This window comes from Agromyces sp. Leaf222, from assembly GCF_001421565.1.
In the GTDB taxonomy this organism is placed as follows: domain Bacteria; phylum Actinomycetota; class Actinomycetes; order Actinomycetales; family Microbacteriaceae; genus Agromyces.
Genome location: NZ_LMKQ01000001.1, coordinates 2652627 through 2669578 on the forward strand (window position 1 = coordinate 2652627; position 16952 = coordinate 2669578).

The 16952-nt window shown below is 65.3% G+C and carries 10 protein-coding genes and 3 rRNA genes; 2 read left to right on the forward strand and 11 right to left on the reverse strand.

Features of this window, described 5'->3' with window-relative positions; all coding sequences use genetic code 11:
- Nucleotides 1-65 precede the first annotated feature (65 nt).
- The 10 genes from recN to tyrS all read right to left on the reverse strand — a co-directional run bounded on the left by recN (nt 66) and on the right by tyrS (nt 14656).
- Complete coding sequence (gene recN, locus ASE68_RS11875) at nt 66-1772, reverse strand: DNA repair protein RecN (protein WP_055858766.1); 1707 nt, start codon at nt 1770-1772, stop codon at nt 66-68.
- On the reverse strand, nt 1765-2679 hold the full coding sequence (locus ASE68_RS11880; protein ID WP_055858769.1) for an NAD kinase: 915 nt from the start codon (nt 2677-2679) through the stop codon (nt 1765-1767). Before ASE68_RS11880 ends, recN begins: the two co-directional genes overlap by 8 nt.
- A complete protein-coding gene (locus ASE68_RS11885) occupies nt 2676-3485 on the reverse strand; it encodes a TlyA family RNA methyltransferase (RefSeq protein WP_055858772.1) in 810 nt (269 codons plus the stop codon). The genes ASE68_RS11880 and ASE68_RS11885 overlap by 4 nt, the downstream gene beginning before the upstream one ends.
- A 3-nt stretch (nt 3486-3488) precedes the next feature.
- On the reverse strand, nt 3489-3653 hold the full coding sequence (locus tag ASE68_RS20555) for a hypothetical protein (RefSeq protein WP_200921706.1): 165 nt from the start codon (nt 3651-3653) through the stop codon (nt 3489-3491).
- Between the two features lie 45 nt (nt 3654-3698).
- A complete protein-coding gene (locus tag ASE68_RS11890; protein ID WP_055858774.1) occupies nt 3699-4730 on the reverse strand; it encodes an HAD-IIA family hydrolase in 1032 nt (343 codons plus the stop codon).
- Nucleotides 4731-4733: 3 nt separating this feature from the next.
- On the reverse strand, nt 4734-6767 hold the full coding sequence (locus tag ASE68_RS20745; RefSeq protein ID WP_235480847.1) for a primosomal protein: 2034 nt from the start codon (nt 6765-6767) through the stop codon (nt 4734-4736).
- A 251-nt stretch (nt 6768-7018) separates the two neighbouring features.
- Nucleotides 7019-7135, reverse strand: a 5S ribosomal RNA gene (gene rrf / locus ASE68_RS11900).
- Nucleotides 7136-7376: 241 nt separating this feature from the next.
- A 23S ribosomal RNA gene (locus ASE68_RS11905) occupies nt 7377-10481 on the reverse strand.
- Nucleotides 10482-10988: 507 nt separating this feature from the next.
- Nucleotides 10989-12514 (reverse strand): 16S ribosomal RNA (locus ASE68_RS11910).
- The 16S, 23S and 5S rRNA genes sit together here, the layout of an rRNA operon.
- A gap of 840 nt (nt 12515-13354) precedes the next feature.
- Entirely contained in the window at nt 13355-14656 is a 1302-nt protein-coding gene (gene tyrS, locus ASE68_RS11915) for a tyrosine--tRNA ligase (protein ID WP_055858777.1), read from the reverse strand.
- A 123-nt stretch (nt 14657-14779) separates the two neighbouring features.
- Between tyrS and ASE68_RS11920 the strand changes: the two genes are divergently transcribed.
- Both ASE68_RS11920 and ASE68_RS11925 read left to right on the forward strand, forming a co-directional pair.
- Complete coding sequence (locus tag ASE68_RS11920; RefSeq protein ID WP_055858780.1) at nt 14780-15448, forward strand: hypothetical protein; 669 nt, start codon at nt 14780-14782, stop codon at nt 15446-15448.
- Between the two features lie 126 nt (nt 15449-15574).
- Nucleotides 15575-16180 (forward strand): hypothetical protein, encoded by a 606-nt coding sequence (locus ASE68_RS11925; RefSeq protein ID WP_055858783.1) that lies wholly within the window; start codon nt 15575-15577, stop codon nt 16178-16180.
- 99 nt (nt 16181-16279) lie between these two features.
- On the opposite strand, the gene ASE68_RS11930 is transcribed toward ASE68_RS11925, so the two are convergent.
- Complete coding sequence (locus ASE68_RS11930; RefSeq protein ID WP_082462205.1) at nt 16280-16948, reverse strand: DNA-3-methyladenine glycosylase; 669 nt, start codon at nt 16946-16948, stop codon at nt 16280-16282.
- Between the last annotated feature and the right edge of the window lie 4 nt (nt 16949-16952).

Consider the following 16952-nt stretch of genomic DNA (forward strand, 5'->3'; position numbering starts at 1 on the left):
ATCCCCCTTCGTCGCCCGCCGGGCGCCTCCCGCCCGGCGTCTCCCCATCAGAATTCGGCCGCGCTTCAGCCGGTGGTCGCCCGTTCCGCCGCGAGTTCGAGCAGTTCGCGCGCGTGCGCCAATCCGCTCTCGGACTCGGCGAGTCCGGAGAGCAGGCGCGCCATCTCGGCCTCGCGATCCGGCCCTTCGAGGCGGCGCACGCTGGACTCGGTGACGCGCCCGTCGGTGCCCTTGACCACGCTCAGGTGGTTCGTCGCGAAGGCGGCGACCTGCGCGAGGTGGGTCACCACGATCACCTGGGAGCGTTCGGCGAGTCGGGCGAGTCGCCGCCCGATCTCGATCGCCGCGGCACCGCCGACACCGGCGTCGACCTCGTCGAAGACGAACGTCGGCACGGGGTCGGTTCCGGCGATGACGACCTCGATCGCGAGCATGACCCGCGAGAGCTCGCCGCCGGAGGCCCCCTTGGAGACCGAGCGAGGCTCCGCCCCCGGATGCGGCTGCAGCAGGATCGCGACCTGGTCGCGCCCGTGCACCGCCGGCTCGTGCTCGGAGTCGACGAGCACGGTCAGCCGTGCGTCGGGCATCGCGAGCGCTGCCAGCTCGACGGTGACGGCCGCGGCGAGCCGCCCGGCGGCGTCGGTGCGCAGCTCGCTGACCCGGCCGGCGAGCCGGTCGACGACGATCGCACCGTCGTCGACGGATGCCGCGAGCTGCTCGATGCGCTCATCGTCGCCGTCGAGCTCGACGAGTCGGAGACCGCCCGTGCGGCCGAAGTCGAGCACCTCGTCGAGGGTCGACCCGTGCCGACGGATGAGCGAGGTGAGCAGTGCGCGACGCTCCTGCACGACCTCGAGCTCTCGGGCACCGTCGGCGTCGAGCCCCGCCAGGTAGGCGCCGAGTTCGGCGGCCGCGTCTGCGAGCAGGAAGCCGGCGTTCTGCAGGGCCTCGCGGATCGGAGCGAGCGCGGCATCGTGCTCGACGACCCGCTCGAGGTGGCGCTTGGCGCCGTCGACGAGCGTGACTGCGTCGGGTGCGTCGTCGACGATCTCGTCGGCCGAGATGAGCGTGTGCGCCTGGGCAGCGGCGAGGCGCAGGTCTTCGAGGTTCGAGAGGCGATCGGCGCGCTCGGAGAGCTCGACGTCTTCGCCCGGGCGCGGATCGGCGGCCTCGATCTCGTCGAGCGCCTCGCGCAGGGCCGCCGCCTCTCGGAGGCGTTCGTCGTGAGCCTGGGTGAGCCGTTCGAGCTCGGCGGCGTCGGCGTGCCAGGCGGTGAACGCGGCGCGGTACTCGGTCAGCGCGGCCTGCAGACCAGCGCCCGCGAATCGGTCGAGGGCATCGCGCTGGGCGACCGCTGACCGGAGCCGCTGCTGGTCGGCCTGGCCGTGCACGACCACGAGCTCCTCGCCGAGTTCGGTGAGCACGCCGATGGGCGCGCTTCGGCCGCCGACGACCGCGCGGCTCCGGCCCTCGGACGAGACCGACCGGCCGAGCAGCAGTTCACCCGCCTCGATCTCGCCACCGGTCTCGGCGACGCGTTCGGCGACCGGGCCGTCGTCGGGCACGAGCCAGCGACCCTCGACCCAGGCCTGCTTCGCCCCGGACCGCACGGCGCCGGCGTCGGCGCGGGCGCCCAGCAGCAGCCCGAGCGCCGTGACGACCATGGTCTTGCCCGCGCCGGTCTCGCCGGTGACTGCGGTGAACCCCGACCCGAGCGGAAGCGTCGCCTCGGCGATGACCCCGAGGTCGCGGATGCCGAGTTCGTCAATCATGGCCCACCGGTCCTCGCCAGCCTGTCACGGGGAGTTGGAACTTGTTCACGAGTCGATCGGTGAACGGCGCCTCGTGGAGTCGTGCCAGGCGAACGGGCACGGGCGAGCGCCGCACCACGACGCGCGCGCCGGCCGGCAGGTCGAACGTGCGTCGGCCATCGCACCAGATGACCGCCGACGCCTCGGTGCGACGCAGCACCTCGACGGCGAGCGACGAGTCGGCCGCGACCACGAGCGGCCGTGCGAAGAGCGCGTGCGCGCTGAGCGGCACGAGCAGCAGGGCTTCGAGACCCGGCCAGACGACCGGCCCGCCGGCCGAGAACGCGTAGGCGGTGGACCCGGTCGGGGTGGACATGACCACCCCGTCGCAGCCGAACGACGAGAGCGGCCGGCGATCGACCTCGATCACGACCTCGATCAGACGCTCGCGCTCGGCCTTCTCGACGGACACCTCGTTGAGCGCCCAGCTCTCGAAGACCGTCTCGTCGTCGACCTTGGCGCGCACCGACAGCGTCATGCGCTCTTCGACCGTGTAGTCGCGAGCGAGCGCCCGCTGCACCGTGTAGCCGAGGTCGTCGCGCTCGCTCTCGGCGAGGAAGCCGACATGACCGAGGTTGACGCCGAGCAACGCGACCGGAAGCTCGCGGATCAGCTCGGCCGCACGGAGGATCGTGCCGTCGCCGCCGAGCACGATCACGAGCTCGATCAGCGCGGGATCGGTCTCTTCGAGCCGGGCGACCCGGCCGTTCAGCTCGGGGACGAACTCATGGACATCGCTCCACTGCTCGTCGGCGATGACCGGAACCGCGCCCGCCGCGATGAGCTGGGCGCAGACCTCGCCGGTGGCCTCGAGGGCGTTGCGACGGCCGGTGTGCGAGACCACGAGGAAGTGCCGTGCGTCGTTCATTTGAGCTCGCCTCCCGTCATCTGCGCTACCTGCCGCATCCATTCTGTCGGATTCACTCCGCGCGCGGCGTTGAGGTGCACGAGGTACTCGTGGTTTCCGCGCGTGCCTGCGATTGGGGAGGACATGACGCCAGCCGTGCCGACACCGAGGTCGTGCGCGGCCCAGAGCACGCCGGCGACGGCCTCGGAGCGCAGTGCCGCGTCGTGCACGATGCCCTCGCGCACTCCCGACCGACCCACCTCGAACTGCGGCTTCACGAGCAGCACGAACTCGGCGTCGTCGGCGGCCGTCGCGACGAGCGCCGGCAGCACGGTCGTGAGCGAGATGAACGAGAGGTCGGCGGTCACGAGCGAAGCGGGCTCCTCGACGCCCGAGAGCTTCGCCAGGGCCGCCCGATCGAGCGAACGCACGTTGCAGCCCTCGACCAGTACCAGCCCCGCCGCACCGAACAACTCGGCGGCGAGCTGCCCGTGCCCGACATCGACGGCGAGCACCGTGCGGGCGCCGCGCTCGAGCAGCACCTGGCTGAAGCCGCCCGTCGATGCGCCGGCGTCGAGCACCACGCGATCAGCAGGGTCGACGGCGAACCCGTCGAGTGCGGCGATGAGCTTGTGAGCGGCGCGGGAGACGTAGTGATCGGATGCCGCGACCTCGATGGTCTGCTCGTCTTCGACCTTGGTCGACGCCTTGACGACGGGTCGGCCGTCGACCGTCACCACGCCGGCCGCGATGAGCGTTGCCGCGTGCGTGCGCGAGCGCGCGAGTCCGCGTTCGGGGAGGGCGGCGTCGAGACGTCTGGATGCCATGCGTCAGTCGGACTGCCGCGACGGATCGGAGTGCTCGAGCTCCGTGCGCAGGCGCTCCGCGAGAGCGAGGTAACCCGCGGCACGCTCGTCGAGCGGCAGCGCCTCGATCGCGTCGAGCGCCGAACGCGTCTCTTCGGACGCAGCGAACTGTTCGTCTTCAGTGCTCACGCGTCCACGCTACCCGAGGCCGCCGACGACGAGGGGATCGGCGCGTCAGCTGTAGAGCGAGGCCGGCACCTCGAGCACGTGGATCGCCGTGCCCGAACGCCAGATCGCCGCGCACGCGGCGCGCAGCAGGTCGAGCGGACGCTCGCCCTCGGCCTCGATCACCACACGACGGCCGTCGACGCGCACGCGCGCACCTCCGACGCGGATCGCGCCGCGCACCTCCTCGGTCACCGGGTACGGCTCGTGCAGCTCGCGCAGGTCGCCGACGATGAAGTCCGGGCGGCTGGCGGCATCCGCGGCGAGCACCTGCTTCGCACGGTCGATTCCGGTGAGCACGAGCACGCTCGTCATTCCAGCCCGATTCGCGCCGAGGATGTCGGTGTCGAGACGGTCGCCGACCACGATCGGCCGTTCCGCGCCGAAGCGCCGCTTCGCCTCGTCGAAGATCGGCGTCTCGGGCTTGCCCGCGACCAGTGGCAGCCGGCCGACGGCCGTGTGCACCGCGGAGACCAGCGTGCCGTTGCCCGGGGCGATGCCGCGCGCCACGGGGATGGTCCAGTCGGTGTTCGTCGCGATCCACGGGATCCCTGGCGTCTCGGATCCGGGGCCGCCGTTCGAGTTCAGCGCGAACGACGCCTCCGCGAGCTCCTTCCAGCCGACCTCGGGCGTGAACCCCTGCACGACCGCCTCCGGCGCATCATCCGCCGACCGGGTCACACGGTAGCCGCGCTTCTCGAGCTCGACGACGATGCCCTCACCGCCGACGACGAAGACCAGTGCGCCGGGCTCGACCTGCTCGTCGAGCAGGCGCATCGCCGCCTGCGGCGAGGTCACGACATCCGACGGCTGCACCTCGAGGCCGAGCTCCGACAGGTGCGCGGCGACGGATGCATCGCTTCGCGAGGCGTTGTTCGTGATGTAGCCGACCGGCATCCGCTGCTTGGCGAGGTTCAGGCTCTCGACGGCGTGCGGAATGGCACCGGCGCCCGCGTAGACGACCCCGTCGAGGTCGGCGAACACGGCATCGGCACCGTCGAGCGGAGAGGCCGCCTCGGTCCTCTGGCGAAACAGCCCCACGCGTCAGACCTCGTCCTCGTCGCCTTCGGCGAGCACGGCCCGCACGTCGTCCTCGAGCACGTCGCCGGGGTCGCCCAGGTCCTCGGGCTCGTCCGCGATCTCGACCAGCTCGATGACTTGGTCAGCGTCAGCGTCAGCGTCAGCGTCAGCGTCAAGGGCGGCATCATCTTCATCGGCGACGTCGACGTCGCCGTCAGCGCCAGCCGAATCGGATGCCTCGTCGTCGCGAGTGTCGCCGTCGCCATCCGATGATGCGGTGTCGGCGTCGAGTTCCGGCTCGAGCTCCACCTCGTAGATCTCCACGAGGTCGAGTTCCGGGCCGCCGAGCGCGTCCTCGGCACGCGCGGCACGTGCACGCCATGCCGCGGCATCCGTCGATCGCCCGAGCTCATCGAGCACCTCTGCATAGGCGGAGAACAGCGCCGGGCTGTACGAGAAGGCACGGTCGGGGTCGAGCTGCGGGATCTCGAGCTCGGCGAGGGCCAGCTCGGGCTGCTCCAGGTCGAGGCGCGCACCGGACATCGCGATGGCGAGGCCGACCTGCACGGCAGCCGGGAGTTCGGCGCGGTCCACGGCACGACCGACCTCGAGGGCGCGGTCGGGGCGTCCGACGCCACGCTCGCTGTCGACCATCAGCGGGAGCTGGTCGTTGCTGCCGGAGATGCGACGGTACGTGCGGAGCTCACGGAGCGCGAGGACGAAGTCACCGGTCGCGTATGCCGTGATCGCGAGCGTCTCGCGCACGACAGCCACGCGACCCGCACGGCGGCCGGCTGACAGCGCGTGCTCGTGCGCCAGCTCGGGGTCGTCATCGAGGTAGAGGGATGCCGCGACGAGGTGTCGCGCGACCCAGTCGGCGTTCTCCTTGCTGAGGGTCTTGAGCTCGGCGCGAGCGCCCTTGTCGAGGTCGCGTGGCTCGATCGTGTCCGGGATGAACGGATCGTCGTGACGCGGACGTACCGGAAGATTCGCGGCGCCAGGCGAGTCGCGACGGTACTCCTCGCGCGGCTCGCGGGAGTCGCGCCGATCGCTGCGATCGCCGTACGAACGCGGCGCTCCGCCATCACGCTTCTCATACGGACGCGACTGCCCATCGCGCTTCTCGTAGGGACGCTTGGTATCGCGATCGCCGTACGAACGCGGAGCACCGCCATCGCGCTTCTCATACGGACGCTTGTTGTCGCCATCACGCTTCTCGTAAGGACGCTTGGTATCGCGGTCACCGTAGGAACGCGGAGCACCGCCATCACGCTTCTCATACGGACGCTTGTTGTCGCGGTCACCGTACGAACGCGGCGCGCCATCACGCTTCTCATACGGACGCGACTGCCCATCGCGCTTCTCGTAGGGACGTTTGTTGTCACGGTCGCCGTACGAACGCGGAGCACCGCCATCGCGCTTCTCATACGGACGCTTGTTGTCGCCGTCACGCTTCTCGTAGGGACGCTTGTTGTCGCCGTCACGCTTCTCGTAGGGACGCTTGTTGTCACGGTCCCCGTACGAACGCGGAGCACCGCCATCACGCTTCTCGTACGGACGGGACTGCCCGTCGCGCTTCTCATACGGACGCTTGCTATCGCTGTCACGCTTCTCGTAGGGACGCTTGGTATCGCGATCGCCGTAGGAACGCGGCGCACCGCCATCACGCTTCTCATACGGACGCTTGTTGTCGCCGTCACGCTTCTCGTAGGGACGCTTGTTGTCACGGTCGCCGTACGAACGCGGCGCCCCACCGTCACGCTTCTCATACGGGCGGGACTGCCCGTCACGCTTCTCGTAGGGACGCTTGTTATCGCGGTCGCCGTACGAACGCGGAGCACCGTCGCGCTTCTCATACGGACGCGTGTTGTCACGATCGCCGTAGGGCTTCCGCTCGCCGGAGCCGCTGGAGCGCTGCCCGTCGCGGGAACCCGCGCCGTTGGACCTCGGGGGCTTGGAATCGTATGCGCCACGCCCGCTGCTCTGCGGTCGCCCTTCGCCACGGGGTGCGCGGCTGCGCGCCTCTCCCCTGTTCGTGTCGTCGTTCGTGTCGCTCACGATTGTCCCGTCATCTGTGAAGTTCGTTGTCACTCAACCGTACTGCGCCGCTTCTGCGTGGTTGGTGTGTTAAATGCGAAGAGCCGCCCACGTGGTGGGCGGCTCTTCGGTAATGGTTGTCCGGCGGTGTCCTACTCTCCCACAGGGTCCCCCCTGCAGTACCATCGGCGCTGCGAGTCTTAGCTTCCGGGTTCGNGGTGTGTTAAATGCGAAGAGCCGCCCACGTGGTGGGCGGCTCTTCGGTAATGGTTGTCCGGCGGTGTCCTACTCTCCCACAGGGTCCCCCCTGCAGTACCATCGGCGCTGCGAGTCTTAGCTTCCGGGTTCGGAATGTGTCCGGGCGTTTCCCTCGCGCTATGGCCGCCGAAACTCTTGCCACATCCTGCACCACCAGYGTTGCTGGGTGGTGGGTGTGTAGTTTCGGGCCCCCTTTTGAYCSTGGGTGKTGGTTGCGTGACCKKRTGGTCTCCCGCAACGTTGCCCGGGTGGGGGTGTTCGTTGTTGAGTTGTATGTTGTGTTTCCGTCTGTTGGGAACCACAGAGTGGACGCGAGTCATCAGGCCACACACACGCCTTTTTCGTGAATGCACGTTCGTGTGTGTGTAGTGAGGTTTCAAGTTATCGGCTTATTAGTACCGGTCAGCTCCGACAGTCGTTAGTCCTGTCTTCCACATCCGGCCTATCAACCCAGTCGTCTGGCTGGGAGCCTCTCCCCCAATGGGGATGGAAATCTCATCTTGAGGCCGGCTTCCCGCTTAGATGCTTTCAGCGGTTATCCATCCCGAACGTAGCTAACCAGCGGTGCTCCTGGCGGAACAACTGGCACACCAGAGGTTCGTCCAACCCGGTCCTCTCGTACTAGGGTCAGATCCTCTCAAATTTCCTGCGCGCGCAGAGGATAGGGACCGAACTGTCTCACGACGTTCTAAACCCAGCTCGCGTACCGCTTTAATGGGCGAACAGCCCAACCCTTGGGACCTACTCCAGCCCCAGGATGCGACGAGCCGACATCGAGGTGCCAAACCATGCCGTCGATATGGACTCTTGGGCAAGATCAGCCTGTTATCCCCGAGGTACCTTTTATCCGTTGAGCGACAGCGCTTCCACAAGCCACTGCCGGATCACTAGTCCCGACTTTCGTCCCTGCTCGACCTGTCAGTCTCACAGTCAAGCTCCCTTGTGCACTTACACTCGCCACCTGATTGCCAACCAGGTTGAGGGAACCTTTGGGCGCCTCCGTTACTTTTTGGGAGGCAACCGCCCCAGTTAAACTACCCACCAGGCACTGTCCCTGAACCGGATCACGGTTCGAAGTTAGATATCCAGAGTGACCAGAGTGGTATTTCAACAATGACTCCACCGACACTAGCGTGCCAGCTTCACAGTCTCCCACCTATCCTACACAAGCCACACCGAACACCAATACCAAGCTGTAGTAAAGGTCACGGGGTCTTTCCGTCCTTCTGCGCGTAACGAGCATCTTTACTCGTAATGCAATTTCGCCGAGTTCGCGGTTGAGACAGCTGGGAAGTCGTTACGCCATTCGTGCAGGTCGGAACTTACCCGACAAGGAATTTCGCTACCTTAGGATGGTTATAGTTACCACCGCCGTTTACTGGGGCTTAAATTCTCAGCTTCGCCTTGCGGCTAACCGGTCCTCTTAACCTTCCAGCACCGGGCAGGCGTCAGTCCGTATACATCGTCTTGCGACTTGGCACGGACCTGTGTTTTTAGTAAACAGTCGCTTCCCACTGGTCTCTGCGGCCCTGCAGCGCTTCCTGGAGCAAGTCCATTCACGCCTTAGGCCCCCCTTCTCCCGAAGTTACGGGGGCATTTTGCCGAGTTCCTTAACCACGATTCTCTCGATCTCCTTAGTATTCTCTACCTGACCACCTGAGTCGGTTTGGGGTACGGGCGGCTAGAACCTCGCGTCGATGCTTTTCTCGGCAGCATAGGATCACCCACTTTTTATCCGCATCGTGTCTCAGCCATCATGAGCGACGGATTTGCCTATCGCTCGGCCTACGCACTTGCCCCGGGTCAACCATCGCCCGGGTTGGGCTACCTTCCTGCGTCACACCTGTTAATACGCTCACTCCACCAGATGGGGTCGCATGCCGCCTCACGATCGTCCCCGAAGGGATCCACGCGTCTTGGGATGCTTAGCACTCCTGATTTCATGTGGGCGGTTCTTCGCCGGTACGGGAATATCAACCCGTTGTCCATCGACTACGCCTGTCGGCCTCGCCTTAGGTCCCGACTTACCCAGGGCAGATTAGCTTGACCCTGGAACCCTTGGTCTTCCGGAGGACGGGTTTCTCACCCGTCTTTCGCTACTCATGCCTGCATTCTCACTCGTGTGGCCTCCACGGCTGGTTTACACCGCCGCTTCACTGCCCACACGACGCTCTCCTACCCATCAACACGGCTGGACCACGAAGGCCTACCATAAATGTCAATGCCACAACTTCGGTGGCGTGCTTGAGCCCCGTTACATTGTCGGCGCGGAATCACTTGACCAGTGAGCTATTACGCACTCTTTCAAGGGTGGCTGCTTCTAAGCCAACCTCCTGGTTGTCTGTGCAACTCCACATCCTTTCCCACTTAGCACGCGCTTTGGGACCTTAGTTGGTGGTCTGGGTTGTTTCCCTCTCGACGATGAAGCTTATCCCCCACCGTCTCACTGCTGCGCTCTCACTTACCGGCATTCGGAGTTTGGCTGACGTCAGTAACCTTTTGGGGCCCATCGGCCATCCAGTAGCTCTACCTCCGGCAAGAAACACGCAACGCTGCACCTAAATGCATTTCGGAGAGAACCAGCTATCACGAAGTTTGATTGGCCTTTCACCCCTATCCACAGCTCATCCCCTCCATTTTCAACTGAAGTGGGTTCGGTCCTCCACGACGTCTTACCGTCGCTTCAACCTGGCCATGGATAGATCACTTCGCTTCGGGTCTAGGACCTGCGACTGAATCGCCCTATTCAGACTCGCTTTCGCTACGGCTGCCCCACACGGGTTAACCTCGCCACAGATCACTAACTCGCAGGCTCATTCTTCAAAAGGCACGCTGTCACACCTACAAGGGTGCTCCAACGGTTTGTAAGCAAACGGTTTCAGGTACTATTTCACTCCCCTCCCGGGGTACTTTTCACCTTTCCCTCACGGTACTTGTCCGCTATCGGTCATCTGGGAGTATTTAGGCTTATCAGGTGGTCCTGACAGATTCACGCGGGATTTCTCGGGCCCCGCGCTACTTGGGATCCCTCTCCGGCCGGCCAGGCATTTCGACTACGGGACTCACACCCACTCCGGTCCGCCTTTCAATGCGGTTCGTCTATACCTGACGCGTCACCGTGACTGCACGGCAGTACAGTCCGAAAGGTCCCACAACCCCGACCATGCAACCCCTGCCGGGTATCACACATGACCGGTTTAGCCTCTTCCGCGTTCGCTCGCCACTACTTACGGAATCACGGTTGTTTTCTCTTCCTGTGGGTACTGAGATGTTTCACTTCCCCACGTTCCCTCTACCCGCCCTATATATTCAGGCGGGAGTCACCAGGTCACCCAAAGGGCCTGGCGGGGTTTCCCCATTCGGAAATCCTCGGATCACAGCTCGTTTATCAGCTCCCCGAGGCTTATCGCAGATTACGACGTCCTTCTTCGGCTCCAGATGCCAAGGCATCCACCGTTTGCTCTTAGAAACTTGAAATCACATGAGTTCGATCGAATTCGTGCAACACCCCGAAAGGTGCTGCGAAATTGACCAGTGAATACGCCAAACAACACCCCGAGGGATGTACGTTGGCGACTCACCTTTTGTGAAACAGGACCCTGTGCTTTTACACACACGGGCCTGCTTCTAAGATGCTCGCGTCCACTATGTAGTTCTCAACAGACGGCCAGAACCCCCACACCCACCGAATCATCAACCATCGGCTTCGTGAAGGTCTGAAGAAACCATCACCCCCGGGACGCTCCAAAGAGCGCCCAGGGTTTGTCCGGTCCCTCAGGACCCAACAGCGTGCACGCATCCAACCCGCCGGCCCCGATCGTTCCAACCATCCGCGCTGTCAAAGACAACACATCGGCGTACTAAACCAGAACCCTTGGCCTGGATGCCTATGTCAATGTTCCACCCATGAGCGACCAGCAAGCCACAAAGGACCTGATCTGGTCTGCACTGCAGAAACCCGAAAGCTTCTGAGTTGCTCCTTAGAAAGGAGGTGATCCAGCCGCACCTTCCGGTACGGCTACCTTGTTACGACTTAGTCCTAATCACCGATCCCACCTTCGACGGCTCCCTCCACAAGGGTTAGGCCACCGGCTTCGGGTGTTACCGACTTTCATGACTTGACGGGCGGTGTGTACAAGGCCCGGGAACGTATTCACCGCAGCGTTGCTGATCTGCGATTACTAGCGACTCCGACTTCATGAGGTCGAGTTGCAGACCTCAATCCGAACTGAGACCGGCTTTTTGGGATTCGCTCCGCCTTACGACATCGCAGCCCTTTGTACCGGCCATTGTAGCATGCGTGAAGCCCAAGACATAAGGGGCATGATGATTTGACGTCATCCCCACCTTCCTCCGAGTTGACCCCGGCAGTCTCACATGAGTTCCCACCATTACGTGCTGGCAACATGCGACGAGGGTTGCGCTCGTTGCGGGACTTAACCCAACATCTCACGACACGAGCTGACGACAACCATGCACCACCTGTAACCGAGTGTCCAAAGAGTTCCACATTTCTGCGGCGTTCTCGGTTATGTCAAGCCTTGGTAAGGTTCTTCGCGTTGCATCGAATTAATCCGCATGCTCCGCCGCTTGTGCGGGCCCCCGTCAATTCCTTTGAGTTTTAGCCTTGCGGCCGTACTCCCCAGGCGGGGCGCTTAATGCGTTAGCTACGACACGGAAACCGTGGAAAGGTCCCCACATCTAGCGCCCAACGTTTACGGCGTGGACTACCAGGGTATCTAATCCTGTTCGCTCCCCACGCTTTCGCTCCTCAGCGTCAGTTACGGCCCAGAGAACTGCCTTCGCCATCGGTGTTCCTCCTGATATCTGCGCATTCCACCGCTACACCAGGAATTCCATTCTCCCCTACCGCACTCTAGTCTGCCCGTACCCACTGCAGGCTGGAGGTTGAGCCTCCAGATTTCACAGCAGACGCGACAAACCGCCTACGAGCTCTTTACGCCCAATAATTCCGGACAACGCTCGGACCCTACGTATTACCGCGGCTGCTGGCACGTAGTTAGCCGGTCCTTTTTCTGCAGGTACCGTCAAGCCGAAGCCCTTCTTCCCTACTAAAAGCGGTTTACAACCCGAAGGCCGTCATCCCGCACGCGGCGTTGCTGCATCAGGCTTTCGCCCATTGTGCAATATTCCCCACTGCTGCCTCCCGTAGGAGTCTGGGCCGTGTCTCAGTCCCAGTGTGGCCGGTCACCCTCTCAGGCCGGCTACCCGTCGACGCCTTGGTGAGCCATTACCTCACCAACAAGCTGATAGGCCGCGAGTCCATCCCAGACCGAAAAAACTTTCCACCCCCAACCATGCGGTCAGAGGTCCTATCCGGTATTAGACGTCGTTTCCAACGCTTATCCCAGAGTCCAGGGCAGGTTACTCACGTGTTACTCACCCGTTCGCCACTAATCCACCCAGCAAGCTGGGCTTCATCGTTCGACTTGCATGTGTTAAGCACGCCGCCAGCGTTCGTCCTGAGCCAGGATCAAACTCTCCAAAAAAAATGGTTCCCAACACCGAAGTGTCGAGGAGTTTGTTCACTGACAGAGAAACAACTGACTTCTAAAAATCAAATTGTCCATCAATCAAAGGAATCCCACCGATCCGAAAACCGGTTGGGGTTCAAAAAATTGGCATTGAACATAGTGCAYGCACGCTGTTGAGTTCTCAAGAAACGGACGCACCCGAACCAGACACCCACAAACCTGTGGACCCGCAATCAGGGCAACCTGTCAACCATACCACCCGGGAACCGCATCAGAACCAGAAGCCCTGAACTACGATCACACTCCCAGAAACCAGCCCAAATGAGCCGTGAACCAAGGAGAAGGTGGAGATCCGATCTTAGACTTGAAATCACCGAGTCGCAAACGCGCCTACGAGGTTATTTGGCTGAGATCTTCACCACACGAACCGGATCTCTCCAACCCGCCGCGGCGACAGATATGAAGATACACGGCTCACCCCCCAGGACACCAAATCAGCCCTGCAGCCCGGGCGTGTCGCCGATAAGCAACCGCCGTCCTCGAGACATCGGAGCCCAGATCAGCTGAGGTTTCCGCCCCGGACACCGGCCCCCGTCGGCAGGCGTGTACCAACGGGGCCGGCCGCAATGGCCCAGCCCACGCGGCATCCGGAGTTCGAGCGAGGCGGGCCGTCCCTGCCATCGGAGCTTCGAATCGGGTACGCGGCGGCATCCGAAACTCGACGTGCACGCAGCGACGCGCATTCCGGCGGGCGGGTCCGCGGATCCGGCCGGGTGAGACGCGGAACGACCCCGCTCCCCTGCGGTTGGCAGGTGAACGGGGTCGTTGAGCTCGGAGCTCGAGCGGCGCGTGCGACTAGAGGACGAAGATGCCGGCGAGGGTCTTCTTGCCCCGACGCAGTACGGCCATGCCGCCGGGCGCCACGCGCCCCTCGATGGTCGCCGTCTGATCTTCGATCTTGACGTTGTCGAGCGAGACGCCGCCCTGGGCGATCGCGCGACGGCCCTCGCCGACCGATTTCACGAGTCCGGTGTCGACGAGCAACTGCGCCACCGGGGTGTCGGGCGAGGTCGTGGTGTTCGGCAGCTCGCGCAACGCCGACTCGAGGGTCGCCTCGTCGAGTGCCGACAGGTCGCCCTGGCCGAAGAGCGCCTCGGATGCCGCGATGACGGCCGCCGTGGCATCCGCCCCATGCACCAGGGTGGTGACCTCGTTCGCGAGCGCGCGCTGCGCCTCGCGGCGGAAGGGCTCGCTCTCGACGAGCGCCTCGAGCTGTTCGATGCGCTCGCGACCGAGGAACGTGAACACCTTCAGGCGCCCGATGACGTCGGCGTCGTCGGTGTTGAGCCAGAACTGGTAGAAGCGGTACGGGCTGCACATGTCGGCGTCGAGCCAGATGGCGTTGCCCTCGCTCTTGCCGAACTTGGTGCCGTCGGAGTTCGTGATGAGCGGGGTGCCGATGGCGTGGGCGCTGCGGCCCTCGACGCGATGGATCAGGTCGGTGCCGCTCGTGAGGTTGCCCCACTGGTCGCTGCCACCGGTCTGCAGCACGCAGCCGTACTGACGGAAGAGCTCGAGGTAGTCGTAGCCCTGCAGGATCTGGTAGCTGAACTCGGTGTAGCTGATGCCGGCGTCGGAGTTGAGCCGCGAGGCGACCGCGTCTTTCTTGAGCATGGTGCCGACGCGGTAGTGCTTTCCGATCTCGCGCAGGAAGTCGATGGCGCTGAGCCCGGCGGTCCAGTCGAGGTTGTTCACCAGGCGAACGGCGTTCTCGCCGTCGGCCGAGAGGAAGCGGCTGACCTGCGCCTGCAGGCGGCCGACCCACTCGACCACGGTCTCCTTCGTGTTCAACGTGCGCTCGGCCGTGGGCCGAGGATCGCCGATGAGGCCGGTCGAACCGCCGACGAGGCCGAGCGGCTTGTGCCCGGCCAGCTGGAGCCGGCGCATCACGAGCAGCTGCACGAGGTTGCCGAGGTGCAGGCTCGGTGCGGTGGGGTCGAACCCGCAGTAATACGTGATCGGATCGCCGGCGAGGAGTTCTTTCAGGGCGGCTTCGTCGGTGGAGACGTGCACGAGGCCGCGCCAGCGGAGCTCCTCCCAGACGTCTGCGAATGAGTCGTCGTTGTGCTGGGATGCGAGGATCACGGGGTCTGACACCCAGCAAGGGTATCAGCGGGGCGAGCGACCGAAGTCAAGGTCTGAACCTAGAATTGCGTGTATCAATGATGTAGCCTTGAGCATCAAGATTCAATGTTCAGACATTGATCTGGGGAGGGCGACATGTTCGTGATCACCGCCGACCAGGTCGCCAGCCGGCGACAGGCCGACCGCGCAGGCGACCTGATCGCCCGCCTCGAGCGCACCCACGGCAACGCGCTGCTGCTGCCGCCCGATCAGACGGCCGGCGACGAGATCCAACTGCTCACCGCCTCGGCGGCGACCGCACTCGGCATCGTCCTCGACACCACCCGCGACGGGCGCTGGAGCGTCGGGCTCGGCGTCGGAGGGCTTCGCACTCCCCTGCCCGACGCCGCCCGAAAGGCGAGCGGCACCGCGTTCATCGCGGCGCGCGAGGCCGTGCAGGCGGCCAAGCGGGCCGACGGACGGTTCGCGCTTCGCGCGGCATCCGCCCCACCGGCCGAGATCGCGACCGACGGCCACCCGACGGAGACGATCGACGCGGCCGGCGCCGAGGCGCTCGTGCGCCTGCTCGTCCTCCTGCGGGAACGCCGCAGCGAGTTCGGATGGGAGGTCGTCGACCTCGCGCAGGCCGGTCACCGGCAGAAGGACATCGCGAGCGAACTCGCGATCAGCACCGCGGCGGTCAGCGCACGCCTGAAGGCTGCGATGTGGCGTGCGGAACGCGACGCGATCGCGCCGCTCGAGCAGGTGCTCGGAAGCCTCGACGCAGCCGTCGCGTCTGAACCGTCGGTCAGCCCCGCCAGGTGAGACGGGTCCGTCGCATCTGAACCGTCGAGCGCGTCTGCCGGAACGCGCCGAATCCGCGACCGCGCGTCGGCCCGGATCGCTACGCTGTTCGGAGCCGCTCCATTGGCCCTACTCCGAAGGAAGCCCGTGTTCGATCCCACCGCCGTCACGAACGCCATCGCCTCGATCATCCTGTTCCTCTCGCTCGCCGGCGCCGCCGCGTTCTCGGTGCTCGCGCACCTGCGCTATCGGGCCGCGTTCGTGTGGATCGCCGCCGGCGCCCTCGTCATCGCGCTGCTCAGCGCCTCGGCATTGACCGAACCGGCGCCCGGCGGCTTCGGTCCGCTCGCGACCGCGCTCGCATTCACGGCGGCCGTCTTCGGCGGCAGCCCCGCTGCGGCGACCGCGCTGCGGCTGGCCATGGGCTCGAGCGTCGCACCGGGCCTGCACGGCGGCATCATCGTCAGCGACAAGGCCACGACCACCGAAGAGCGTCAGGGCATCGTCGCCGCGCCGAAGCGCGAGGTGCTGCGAGGCGGACTCGTCATCGGATTCCTCGAGCGCATCGCGGTGGCCGGCTCGATCATCGCCGGCTTCCCCGAGGGCCTCGCGATCGTCGTCGCCGTCAAGGGCGTCGGCCGATTCACCGAGCTCGAGGCGCCCGAAGCGCGCGAGCGGTTCATCATCGGCACGCTCGCGAGCCTCATCTGGGCCTGCGCGGCGAGCCTCGTCGTCACGATCGCCGTGCACTGACGCGCGACGCACCTGCTCGCGGCGGGGCAGCGACTGCGACGACGACGGCGACCGCGTCGGACTCCACGCACTCGGCCGGCTCTGGCAGCCCGATTCCGCTCAGGCGTGCGACTTGGCGTGCCGGCGATACGGCGAGACGCCCGGGTCACCGGGCAGCCAGAATCGCCACGGATACGCGGCTCCCCCGCCCGCGCCGCTGACCCCCGTGCGCGGGCCCGCCTCGAACGCGAACGGTACCGTCGGCACCTCGAGCGAGAACGGCGACTCGAGCAGGTCGGCACCGCTCGCGGCCAACGGCACGCCGAGCGCGACGGCGAGCCTCGCCGGCCCGCGGGCGAGATCCCGATCGGATGCCGCGCCGCGCCGCTCTCGCGCGAGCTCGAGCCCCTCGACCACCGTCCCGCCGCGCACCAGCACGGCCGACGCCCGCCCCTCGACGCCCGCGACGACGTTGAGGCACGTGTGCATGCCGTAGGTGAAGTACGCGTAGAGGTGCGCGGGCGCGCCGAACATCACGGCCGTACGGCCGGTCATGCCTCGATGGGCGTGCGACCCCGGATCTTCACCGACGCCTCGGTAGGCCTCGACCTCCGAGATCCGCACCGCGACGCGGCCCGCGTCGGACGTGTACGAGAGCACGGCGCCGAGCAGCAGCGGCGCGAGCTCCACGGAGTCGCGCGCGAAGAACGCCCGCGAGGGCGCACGCCGGGCGCCGGACGCCGCGCCGCCCGGAGGCGGCACGGGGTCCGATGCGCCCGGCTTCGGCATCCGC

What these genes read in the sequence shown, in the direction of transcription:
- ASE68_RS11885 (WP_055858772.1), bottom strand. Translation starts at nt 3,485, where the DNA reads ATGGCATCCAGACGTCTCGACGCCGCCCTCCCCGAACGCGGACTCGCG.
- ASE68_RS11880 (WP_055858769.1), bottom strand. Translation starts at nt 2,679, where the DNA reads ATGAACGACGCACGGCACTTCCTCGTGGTCTCGCACACCGGCCGTCGC.
- recN (WP_055858766.1), bottom strand. Translation starts at nt 1,772, where the DNA reads ATGATTGACGAACTCGGCATCCGCGACCTCGGGGTCATCGCCGAGGCG.
- ASE68_RS11930 (WP_082462205.1), bottom strand. Translation starts at nt 16,948, where the DNA reads ATGCCGAAGCCGGGCGCATCGGACCCCGTGCCGCCTCCGGGCGGCGCG.
- ASE68_RS11920 (WP_055858780.1), top strand. Translation starts at nt 14,780, where the DNA reads ATGTTCGTGATCACCGCCGACCAGGTCGCCAGCCGGCGACAGGCCGAC.